This window comes from Paenibacillus sp. y28 (assembly GCF_037137075.1).
GTDB lineage: Bacteria > Bacillota > Bacilli > Paenibacillales > NBRC-103111 > JBBBNV01.
Genome location: NZ_JBBBNV010000020.1, coordinates 56,805 through 68,240 on the forward strand (window position 1 = coordinate 56,805; position 11,436 = coordinate 68,240).

An 11,436-nucleotide genomic window follows, 5' to 3' on the forward strand; every position below is an offset into this window, starting at 1 on the left:
CCGGGGAGAGCGAGGGAGCGATACGATGAGCAGCTTGCAGGTAGATTTGCATACCCACACCGTTGCTTCGGACGGTACGAATGCGCCGGAGGTTAATGTTCAGTTGGCCAAATCGGCGGGACTCGGCGCTGTGGCCATTACGGATCACGATACGGTCGCAGGAATTGAGGAAGCGCTTGAGGAAGGGGCGCGGATCGGGTTGACGGTTGTGCCCGGCGTTGAAATCAGCACCGTCGCCGGCGGCGTAGACATTCATGTGCTCGGATATTTTGCCGATTACCGCAATGAGCTGTTTTTACAGCGCCTGGCTTCACTTCGGGATACGAGGGATAAGCGAAACGAGATGATTTTGGGGCGGCTTCGCGAGCTGGGCCTCGCGGTTACGATGGAAGAGGTGATTCATAATCTCCCCCGTCCGCTGCGTGAAGGCGAAACGATTGGCCGGCCGCACATTGCTGATTTGCTGATGAAAAAAGGGTATGTCGCTACGCTGCAGGAGGCGTTCGACAACTATTTGGCCACCGGATCGGCCGCCTATGTGAACCCGCCGAGAATTCATCCGGCGGAGGCCGTCGCGTGGATACATGAGGCCGGAGGGGCAGCGGTACTGGCGCATCCGGGCATTTACGGGCGAGACGATATCGTCCAGAGTCTGGTTGAAGGAGCGCAGCTCGACGGAATCGAGGTTTATCACTCCGATCATACGGAGGAGGATGCGGCCCGCTACCTGGAGATGGCAAAGCGTCATCAGCTGCTGGTCACCGCAGGCTCGGACTATCACGGGGAACGGGCGGGGATCGTGTTCCATGCGCCGATCGGGACTTGTTCCGTGCCGATGGACATCCTGCCGGCTTTGGAGCAGCGGGCAAAACAGTGGAGAGGCGGAGCGAAGCATGCGGATTCGTAAAGCGATCATTCCGGCGGCGGGACTGGGAACCCGTTTTTTGCCGGCGACGAAGGCGCAGCCAAAAGAAATGCTGCCTATCGTGGACACGCCGGCGATTCAATATATCGTTGAAGAAGCGATTTCTTCCGGGATTGAGGACATTATTATCGTCACGGGGCGCAATAAACGGGCGATTGAGGACCATTTCGACAAGTCGGTTGAACTGGAGTCACTGCTCGAATCGAAGGGCAGCACGGGGCTGCTGGAGCTGGTCCAAAATATTTCGAACATGGTTGATATTCATTACATCCGGCAGAAAGAGCCGCTCGGACTGGGCCATGCGGTGCTCTGCGCCCGCAAGTTTATCGGCAACGAGCCCTTTGCCGTGCTATTGGGCGACGATATTATCCGGGCCGAGCCGCCGTGCCTGCGCCAAATGATCGATGTCTACGATCAATACCAGACCTCGGTTATCGCGGTGCAGCAGGTCCCGTGGGAGGACGTGCATAAATACGGGATTATCTCCCCTGCAGCGGAAACAGCGGGCCAGCCGGAGGCATACCCCGCCATTGCCGATCTTGTGGAAAAGCCGGATCGGGCGGCTGCGCCATCCAATATGGCGGTCATTGGGCGGTATATCATTGAGCCGGAAATTTTCGATATTCTGGATACATGCCAGCCGGGCCGGGGTGGAGAGGTTCAGCTTACAGACGCTCTCCGTGTGCTGAATGACCGCCATCAGATGCGAGCTTATCCGTTGAACGGACAGCGCTATGATGTCGGGGATAAGCTGGGCTATATTGAGGCAACGATAGAGTTTGCCCTGGAGCGGAAGGAGCTGGAGTCGCAATTAAAGCCCTATTTGCTCCAGTTGATGAAGCAAAAGGGCTGGCTGTAGCAGGCGGGCTGCATAATCGTAATTTTCATCCTTCCACTAGTCATCATACAGGCAGAGACCGGACATTTTATCCGATCTCTGCCTTATTTTATTTCTTATTTGACATTGCAGGGGAGTGCTTTAATACGCTGTTCGTCCGCGGTGACGAACAGCGTTTTCTGGTGATCGTAAATGACGAAGCCAGGCTTGGCGCCGCTCGGTTTGCGCACGTGGCGGATGAAGGTATAATCCACCGGAACGTTGCCGGACTCGCGGGCCTGACTGAAGTAGGCGGCCAGCATAGCGGCTTCGTGAAGCGTCGTTTCGCCGAATTCATGAGCCCGAATCAAAACGTGAGAGCCGGGGATGTCCTTCGTGTGCAGCCAGGTGTCCGACGGCTGGCCGAGCCGCTGCGAAACATATTCGTTTTGCAAATTGTTTTTGCCGACATAAATGGGAATACCTTCGCTGCTGGTATAGCAGGTGATGGACGGCTTATCATTTTTTTTCTTTTTTCGGACCTGTTTTTTCCGGTCGCGCAAATATCCTTGATCAATAAGCTCTTCACGGATTTCCTGCAGATCTCTCAGCTCGGCCTGCTCCAGCTGCTGAAGGAGGGTGTCGAAGTAGGCAATCTCGTCCTGTGAAATTTGGGTCTGCTCGGCGATAGCGGCCAAGCTGTTCTTGAACTTGGAATAGCGCTTGAAGTACCGCTGGGCGTTCTCCGAAGGCGTCTGCTGCGGGTCCAGCTCAATAGAAATGAGCGGCTGATCCTCGTCATAATAGTTTATGACCTCGACTTGCTTGTCTCCGCGCTTGAACAGATGCAGCGAGGCGGTCAGAAGCTCGCCGGTAATCCGGTATTTATCCGCTTCCTGCGCTTCCTCAGCTGAAGCCTGCAGCTTTTCCAGCTTCTTGATATTTTTGTTTTTCTCGTTTTGAAGGAAGCGGGTCAAATCCAGCGCGCGCTGCCGGACGGTGTCCCGCTGGGCTTTCTCCGCATAGAAATACTCCAGCATATCGCTGGCCCGCTCAAAGTTTCGGCGTTCGGCAGGACGCTTCGTGCTGTCCGGATAGGCGTGCGTCAGTCCGACGACGGAGAAAATCGTTTTGCCTGTCTGCTGAAGCACCGATCGCCCAGAGGAGCCGGCAGCCGTCCCTGCTTCCGGGATGATGACCTCCGGGACGTAGTCATGCTGGCGGATGCGGCCGGTTACGCTCTCCAAGGCGCTCCACAGCTTCCCGGCCTCCAGCTCATTGCTCCGCGCCTCCGGATTTCCTGTCGCCCGGAAGACGATTTCGCGCGCCACCAGCGGACTCATCCCGTTGAAGCGGCTTACAAGCAGCTGATGAACCGGGCGTGCCGAGGCGTTGGACTGTTCTTCCATCATGCCGCCGTACAGCGCTGCATCGGCCGCTTCCATAGAGCGCTGCTCATCGGTAGGCAGCTGCAAGGCGCCGTTAAAATCGCTTTGGCTGACCAGAAGAGGGTCCAGCTTTCCTTGATCAGGCGGGCTCACATATTGCACTCCCGGCATGACAATCCGGTAAGAGCTAATCGCCGGCGTGACATGATGAATTCCGTCCAGTATGGTCCCTGTTTGGGGATCCATCAAAATAATGTTGCTGTGGCGGCCCATCAGTTCAATGACAATACGCTTGAAGCTGAGATCTCCCAGCTCATCGTATTGGCGCACATCAATATGTATGATCCGCTCCAGGCCGACCTGCGTAATGGACTCGATGACCCCGCCTTCGCAATGTTTGCGCAGCAGCATGCAAAACATCGGCGCCTCCGGCGGATTCACGAATGCGGCCTCTGTGAAGTGAACGCGAGGATAGGTAGGGCTCGCCGACAGGAGCAGGCGTCCTGAGGTTCCCTGGCTTCGAAGCTGGATCAGCACATCATGGCCGGTGGGCTGGTGAATTTTATTCATTCTGCCGCCGACAAAGGGCTGCAGCTCTTGAACGATGGCGCGGCATACAAAACCGTCTAAAGACATGAGGTACACTCCATTCTGTTTATAGCCTTCCCCTATGATGCCATATTTCGAACGAAAACTTAAGAGCTTGTTCGAATATAACGGAATTGTCCCGAATACATTTACCCTAGACAACAACCAGGCTGTCCCCTGCGGATTATGCAAGGGGGGCTGTCGGTAGGAGGGCGATCCAAGCTTATGAGTCAAAATCCGTGGTACCAGTTAAGTGAAGACGAGACGCTGGGAACGTTGGTTTCCACTGCAGCGGAGGGGCTTGCATCCGATGAAGCACAGCGTCGGCTGCAGCAGTACGGCCCGAATATGCTTGCCGAAAAGAAAAGGATTTCTCCGCTGAGGTTGTTTTTGGGTCAATTTCAAGATTTCATGGTACTGGTGCTGGTGGCGGCAACGCTTATTTCAGGACTGCTGGGAGAATATCTGGATGCCATCACGATTGTCGCCATCATTATCATGAACGGCATTCTCGGATTCATCCAGGAGTTTCGCGCGGAGCGCTCCTTGCGGGCTCTGCGCGAGCTGTCGGCACCGACGGCCAAGGTCATGCGCAGCGGGACTGTGGAGCAAATTGCCGCAAGTGATCTCGTTCCCGGGGATTTGCTGTTTCTGGAAAGCGGCGATCGGATTCCGGCGGATGTGCGCTGGCTGGAGGCCAGCAGTCTGTACGTGGAGGAATCGGCCTTGACCGGTGAATCGGTGCCGGTTAACAAAAACACAGCGGTACTGACTCAGACGGACGTGCCGCTGGGCGACCAGCGCAATCTTGGCTTCATGGGCACGATGGTGACGCGGGGCACCGGGAAAGCGGTTGTCATCCGGACCGGCATGGCGACGGAGATGGGCAAAATCGCTGATTTAATCCAAAGCACCGAAGAAGCGGACACCCCGCTGCAGCATCGTTTGGAGCAGCTCGGGAAAATTTTGATAATGGTGGCCCTGGGGCTTACTGTTGTCGTTGTACTGGCGGGTATTTTGCACGGCCAGCCGATGTACGGGATGTTCCTCGCCGGGGTCAGCCTGGCGGTGGCGGCGATTCCCGAGGGCCTGCCGGCCATTGTGACCATTGCTCTGGCTCTGGGTGTGCAGCGTATGATTAAGCGCAAGGCTATCGTCCGCAAGCTGCCTTCGGTGGAGACGCTGGGCTGCGCCTCCGTCATTTGCTCCGACAAAACCGGCACACTTACGCAAAACAAAATGACGGTCACGCATTTATGGCTGGGCGGACAGGTGCTGGAGGTGAGCGGGCAGGGCTATGATCCGATCGGGGCCATCACACTGCAGGATCAGCCTGTGGACATTCGCAAGGACGCGGCCCTAAAGCGCATGCTTCATATCGGCGTACTATGCAATAACGCAGTGCTTCAGAGGCAGGAAGCTGCCGCAGGACGGGAGTCGAAGCGGAAAGGAAGCAAGGAGGCGGAAGCCAAGCCGGTTTGGCAGGTGCAGGGCGATCCGACGGAGGGCGCTTTGATGGTGCTGGGAGCCAAGGCCGGTGTGACGGGGGCGTCGCTTGAAGGCCTGTATACCCGGCTGAATGAATTTCCGTTCGATTCGGACCGGAAGCGGATGTCCGTGGTGATAGAGCATCAAGGGGGCGCGCTGCTGTACTGCAAGGGCGCTACGGAGGTGCTCTTGGATTTATGCTCCTATATGATGTGGGAGGGCCGGGTTGTCCCCCTGACGCCGACCCTGCGGATGAAGGTGCTTGGAGCTGCGGAGGGGATGGCCCGTTCCGCTTTGCGCGTGCTGGGCACAGCCTACCGCGAATTGAAGGAGAACCAGTGCAGCCAGAGTGAGAGCCAGCTGGAGAACGGGCTGATTTTTACCGGCCTGATCGGGATGATTGACCCGCCGCGCCCGGAGGTGCGCGATGCCATCGCCACGTGTAAGCGGGCGGGAATCAGGACCGTTATGATTACAGGCGACCACCAGTCTACGGCAGAGGCTATTGCCAAGCAGCTGGGTATGCTGCCGACGAAAGGCCAGGTCGTAAGCGGCCAGCAGCTGGCGAACATGAGCGATGAAGAGCTGGATGCCAAAGCGGAGGATATTTACGTATTTGCCCGCGTCTCTCCGGAGCACAAGCTGCGCATTGTCAAGTCGCTTCAGCGGCGCGGGCATGTTGTGGCGATGACAGGGGACGGGGTGAATGACGCCCCGGCGATTAAAGCGGCGGATATCGGCATTGCGATGGGCATCAGCGGCACCGATGTGTCCAAGGAAGCGTCTTCGCTTATTTTGAGCGATGATAATTTTTCCACGATTGTGGCGGCCATTGAAGAAGGGCGGGGCATCTATGAGAATATCCGCAAATTCATCCGTTATTTGCTCGCTTCCAACGTCGGTGAAATTTTGGTCATGTTCTTCGCCATGATGCTCGGGCTGCCGCTGCCGCTCATTCCGATTCAGATTTTGTGGGTCAACCTTGTGACAGACGGGCTGCCGGCTATGGCGCTCGGCGTAGATCAGGCGGAGAAGGACCTGATGCAGCACAAGCCGCGGTCGGCCAAGGAAAATATTTTTGCACGGAGGCTTGGCTGGAAAATTATTAGCCGCGGATTTCTTATCGGCTTATGTACGCTGGGTGCATTCTGGATCGTCCTGCAGCAAAATCCCGATGATGCCGCGCAGCTTGTGAAGGCGCAGACGGTCGCATTCGCCACACTCGTGATGGCACAGCTCATTCACGTGTTCGACTGCCGCAGCTCCAGATCGATTTTCCACCGGAATCCGTTTCAAAATAAAGCGCTGGTGCTGTCCGTCCTCTCTTCGCTGGCGATGCTGTGGGCGGTGCTGTACATCGATGCGCTGCAGCCGATTTTCAAAACGGTGGATCTGCACTGGATGGACTGGATTATCGTACTGATTGCGGCGGGTATTCCTACCTTCCTGATGGGAATCGGCAGCCTGCTCTCCACGTCTAAGAAAAAACGGCCGATGATCCGAGGCAACGCCAGCACGGGAGCCAACCGGGCGGCGTAATCTTCATCGAGACCGCCTATCATTGGCGCGCACGTGAAACAATCCGGCTCAGCATGAAAGACAAACGGCTTCCTTCCTGAATTTAAAGGAGGGCAGCCGTTTGCTTTTGTCCTTGTGAACGCCGCAAGAAGCCCATCCGGATGACAAGCGTCCTGGTTTCACCGAGTTTTAATATACATCCTGTTAATTTTCCCTGTTGTGCGCTGAATGCAATAGATACGCAGCGCCCGAAGAGGAGAACTCGTGAAAAATGAAAATATATCCGCCTTCTTGAAAATAACTAGGCAGGGTGCTTAATTTACGATATGATATAGGGCAGAAAACGAACATATTTCGGTAGGAGAGCTGAAGCCAATGAACTTTACAAAAATGCATGGATTGGGTAATGACTTTATCGTCGTAGCGGGAGAAACGAAGCTTCCGGACAATGCAGCGGAGCTTGCGGTTCAGCTGTGCAACCGGTTTTTCGGGATCGGCGCGGACGGGCTTGTATATATTTTGCCTTCGGACAAGGCGGATTTCAAAATGCGCATCATCAACTCGGACGGCTCCGAAGCAGAGCAGTGCGGCAATGCGATCCGCTGCGTAGCCAAATATGTGTATGATCACGGTCTGGTATCCCCGGACCAAACGAACGTAACGATTGAGACCATCGGCGCGGGAGCGCAAAAGGTGCAGCTGCAGGTAAAGGACGGCAAAGTGTCCACTGTTCGTGTAGATATGGGCGAGCCGATTCTGAACGGGACCCGGGTGCCGACAACCGTGGATAGTGACGTAGTGCTGAATCATCCTGTGGAGGTGGACGGCCGGGAATTCCTGTTTACGGCTGTATCGATGGGGAACCCGCATTGCGTTATCTATGTAGATGATGCCGTCAACTTCGATTTGAACGTGTGGGGACCAAAGCTGGAGGTTCATCCGCTGTTCCCTAAAAAAATCAACGTGGAATTCGTTACCGTCAAAAACCGGGAATACGCCGATATGCGGGTATGGGAACGCGGCGCAGGCCCAACTCTGGCGTGCGGCACAGGCGCGTGCGCAACGCTGGTCGCATCGGTATTGAACGGCAAAACGGACCGCGCCGCTACGGTGTCGCTTAAAGGCGGCGATCTGTTTATCGAATGGAATGAAGCGGACAATCACGTATATATGACAGGACCGGCTGCGGAAGTGTTTGCGGGCGTCTTGTAAGGACTGAACCGGCTGCAGGCCCCCGTGATCCCGTCTGGGATTGACAAGGGCCGGCTTGCCGGAGTGGAAACGGGGGAAACGAAATGAAGCTCGCACTTCGCGAGGCGTTGAAGACGCAGCTCATCATCGGCGATGGGGCGATGGGCACGTATTTGTATCAGCAGGGCTTCCCTGTCGGTATATCATATGAAGAGTTGAATCTGCTCAAGCCCGAAACGATTGAAAAGGTGCATCGTCAATACGTGGAGGCAGGCGCCCGGCTGATTGAAACGAATACGTTTTCGGCCAACTTCGAGAGGCTGTCCAAGTACGGTTTGGAGCAGGAAGTCGAAGCCATTAACCGCACCGGGGTGGAGCTGGCCAAACGAGCGGCGGACGGCAACGCTTATGTGGTTGGCGCCGTCGGATCGATCCGGGCCGGGAAACGGAAAAATATTCGCACGGCGCAGGTCGAGCAGTCCTTTCGGCAGCAGCTGGACATTTTGCTTTCAGAGCAGGTGGACGGCATCATGCTGGAAACGTTCTACGATCTGGAAGAGCTTCTTCTGGCTCTGAAGCTGGTGCGCAAGCTGGACAGCACGATTCCGGTCATTTGCCAGTTTGCCACCGAGGGCGGCGATATGACACAGGATGGCATTGCTTTGGGCGAGGCGTTCAAGCAGCTGGAGCAGGCCGGATCCGATGTGATCGGCTTCAACTGCCGCAGCGGCCCGAACGGGATTTTGCGTTCCATGGATAAATTGCCGCACCCGGTCGCTCTCCCGTTATCGGTATTCCCAAATGCCGGTCTGCCGGATTTCGTCGATGGGCGCATGACGTATACGGCTTCCCCGCAGTATTTTGCGGAGAACGCGTATAAGTTTGCCGATTATGGCGCCAGGATTATCGGCGGCTGCTGCGGGACGACTCCGGAGCATGTCAAAGCTATGGCAGCCGCCTTGAACGGCTACGTGCCTTCGCTGCCGGAGCATAAAGCTTCACCGGACAGTGCTGCGGGTACAAGCATTGTTATTGTGGAGCGGGCCCCCTCCATTACCGCTGTCGAACCAGCGTCGGGAGGGCAAAATGAACCGCCGGCAGCTCAGCCGAATATCGTAGAGCTGGTCAAGCAGCGGCACACGGTCATCGTCGAGCTGGACCCTCCGCGGGATCTCGATATCAGCCGGTTTATGAAGGGCGCCGAAGCGCTGCAGCAGGCAGGCGTCGATGCGATTACGATGGCGGACAACTCGCTTGCGGTAACCCGGATGAGCAACTTGGCGCTCGGCTACCTGGTCAAGCAGCAGTTCGGCGCCCGTCCGCTTGTGCATATTGCCTGCCGGGACCGGAACCTCATCGGCACGCAATCCCACATGATGGGGCTGGACGCGCTCGGCATTGATCACGTGCTGGCGGTGACCGGAGACCCTGCCAAATTCGGAGATTTGCCCGGGGCGAGCTCGGTGTATGATACGACCTCGTTTGAAATTATACGCAGTATTAAACAGCTGAACGAAGGTGTTGCCTTCTCCGGCAAGCCTCTCAAGCAAAAAGCGAAGTTTGTAGTCGGCGCTGCGTTTGACCCGAACGTCAAGCATCTGGATAAGGCGGTTCAGCGTCTGGAGCGCAAAATCAAAGCGGGCGCCGATTATGTCATGACGCAGCCGGTATATGACGCTGAATTAATTGAGCGTATTTATGAGGCGACCAAGCATCTTTCCATTCCGATTTTTATCGGGATTATGCCGCTCGCCAGCGGCGGAAATGCGGAGTACTTGCACAATGAGGTGCCGGGCATCAAGCTTTCGGACGACGTGCGTGAGCGTATGGCGGGCCTCAAGGGCGAGGAAGGGCGCGCTATGGGGGTCCAAATCGCCAAGGAGCTGCTCGATGCGGCGCTGCCGCTCTTTAACGGCATTTATTTCATGACACCGTTCCTATTCTATGAAATGTCGCTTGAATTGACGAATTATGTTTGGGAAAAAAGCGGCCGTACCCTGGCAGCCAGCCGCAACCGGTAGGCGCGGACGGTCCGGACGCCCCTTTTTGTTTGGCACTTGTCCCCACTTTTAAAATCCTTTACAATAGGGGATGAAAAAGTGATAGGGGCATTTGCAATGATTCTGCGCTATGCGTATGTCAAATGCTGGAATCGGCAACAATAGAAGCATGTTCCGCCTCTCTTGTCCGTCCTGCGTCAGCGCAGGACGGATGAAGCGTGAAGCGGCATTTTGGAGGGTTTATAATGGGGATTAAGTTAATCAATATCGGATTCGGCAATATTGTATCCGCGAATCGCATCATATCCATTGTTAGCCCGGAATCTGCACCTATCAAACGGATTATTCAGGAAGCGCGCGACCGACATATGCTGATTGACGCCACATATGGTCGCCGGACTCGGGCGGTTATTATTACCGACAGCGATCATGTGATCTTGTCGGCGGTTCAACCCGAAACCGTAGCACATCGTTTGGGCAGCAATAAGGACGATGAGCATGATGAATAAGCTGAAGACGGGTACAGATCGGGGATTGCTGCTTGTATTGTCCGGTCCTTCCGGCGTTGGGAAAGGCACGATCTGTACAGCGTTGCGTCAAAAATCACCACATCTGGTTTATTCGGTGTCGGCAACGACACGCTCTCCCCGTCAGGGCGAGGCGGACGGCGTCAATTATTTTTTCAAGTCCCGTGACCAGTTTGAAAGCATGATTCAAAATAATGACCTGCTGGAATGGGCCGAGTATGTCGGCAACTATTACGGCACGCCGCGCAGCTTTGTCGAGGAGACGCTGGCGCAGGGCCGGGATATTATTTTGGAAATCGAGGTGCAGGGCGCCTTGAAGGTGAAGCAGTCGTTTCCGGAAGGTGTATTCATCTTTATTATGCCGCCTTCTCTGGAGGAGCTGCGCCAGCGCATCGAGAACCGTGGAACCGAATCGCTGGAATCGATTAGTCAGCGGCTATCCGTAGCCCGGGAGGAAATTAGTCTGCTTGCGCATTATGATTATGCCGTTGTCAATGATGAAGTGTCCTTGGCGTGTGAACGTATCCAGGCCATTATTACGGCGGAGCACTGCAAGCAGGAGCGCATTTATCCTACACTATTACATGGTTTGGAAGAGGTGAAATAAAGCATGTTATATCCATCCATTGACAAGCTGATTGAAAAAGTAGACAGCAAGTATTCGCTGGTTGTTGCGGCTTCGCGCCGGGCGAGAATGCTGCGGGACGGTGCGCTGACGGATTTGACCGGGGCAAAGGCTCATAAAAATGTCGGTGTAGCGCTGGAAGAAATTTATGGCGATTACATTCAACTCGAAAGCACGCCAAAAGACAGTGTGAAAGAAACGAAATAACAACCCGAGGGGTTGTTATTTTTTTACTGGATTACATTTCAGAAGGGTCCCGTTCATCAGCACGGTTGTTATCCGGCTTGTACATAAACGGGCGAGGTCTTTGGACGTGAACGGAGCGGGCGCTGCTATGGCGACGGTTCGTCGGAACGGAACGGAGCTTAT

At 55.5% G+C, this 11,436-nt stretch carries 9 protein-coding genes; 8 read left to right on the forward strand and 1 reads right to left on the reverse strand.

The genetic code is table 11. The features are described 5' to 3' along the window. Positions 1-25: 25 nt before the first annotated feature. Together WBG83_RS15840 and galU are read left to right on the forward strand one after the other, a co-directional pair. Positions 26-907 carry a PHP domain-containing protein gene (locus WBG83_RS15840; RefSeq protein ID WP_336746154.1) on the forward strand — a complete coding sequence of 294 codons (882 nt, stop codon included), beginning with the start codon at positions 26-28 and terminating at the stop codon, positions 905-907. After that, a complete protein-coding gene (gene galU / locus WBG83_RS15845) occupies positions 894-1,784 on the forward strand; it encodes a UTP--glucose-1-phosphate uridylyltransferase GalU (protein WP_336746155.1) in 891 nt (296 codons plus the stop codon). Before WBG83_RS15840 ends, galU begins: the two co-directional genes overlap by 14 nt. 95 nt (positions 1,785-1,879) lie before the next feature. On the opposite strand, the gene WBG83_RS15850 is transcribed toward galU, so the two are convergent. Next, entirely contained in the window at positions 1,880-3,766 is a 1,887-nt protein-coding gene (locus WBG83_RS15850) for an Rqc2 family fibronectin-binding protein (protein WP_336746156.1), read from the reverse strand. Between the two features lie 177 nt (positions 3,767-3,943). On the opposite strand from WBG83_RS15850, the gene WBG83_RS15855 reads away from it, so the two are divergent. From WBG83_RS15855 to rpoZ, 6 genes are all read left to right on the forward strand, one after another. After that, positions 3,944-6,745: a calcium-translocating P-type ATPase, SERCA-type gene (locus WBG83_RS15855; RefSeq protein ID WP_336746157.1), complete on the forward strand. Its 2,802-nt coding sequence runs from the start codon at positions 3,944-3,946 to the stop codon at positions 6,743-6,745. A 354-nt stretch (positions 6,746-7,099) separates the two neighbouring features. After that, complete coding sequence (gene dapF, locus WBG83_RS15860; protein ID WP_336746158.1) at positions 7,100-7,936, forward strand: diaminopimelate epimerase; 837 nt, start codon at positions 7,100-7,102, stop codon at positions 7,934-7,936. 83 nt (positions 7,937-8,019) lie between these two features. Further along, a complete protein-coding gene (locus WBG83_RS15865; RefSeq protein WP_336746159.1) occupies positions 8,020-9,936 on the forward strand; it encodes a bifunctional homocysteine S-methyltransferase/methylenetetrahydrofolate reductase in 1,917 nt (638 codons plus the stop codon). A 224-nt stretch (positions 9,937-10,160) separates the two neighbouring features. After that, the gene (gene remA, locus WBG83_RS15870) at positions 10,161-10,424 is read left to right on the forward strand and encodes an extracellular matrix/biofilm regulator RemA (RefSeq protein WP_336746160.1); all 264 of its coding nucleotides are present in this window, start codon (positions 10,161-10,163) and stop codon (positions 10,422-10,424) included. Continuing rightward, on the forward strand, positions 10,414-11,049 hold the full coding sequence (gmk, locus tag WBG83_RS15875; protein ID WP_336746161.1) for a guanylate kinase: 636 nt from the start codon (positions 10,414-10,416) through the stop codon (positions 11,047-11,049). The genes remA and gmk overlap by 11 nt, the downstream gene beginning before the upstream one ends. 3 nt (positions 11,050-11,052) lie before the next feature. Beyond that, complete coding sequence (rpoZ, locus tag WBG83_RS15880; protein ID WP_336746163.1) at positions 11,053-11,274, forward strand: DNA-directed RNA polymerase subunit omega; 222 nt, start codon at positions 11,053-11,055, stop codon at positions 11,272-11,274. Positions 11,275-11,436: the final 162 nt, after the last annotated feature.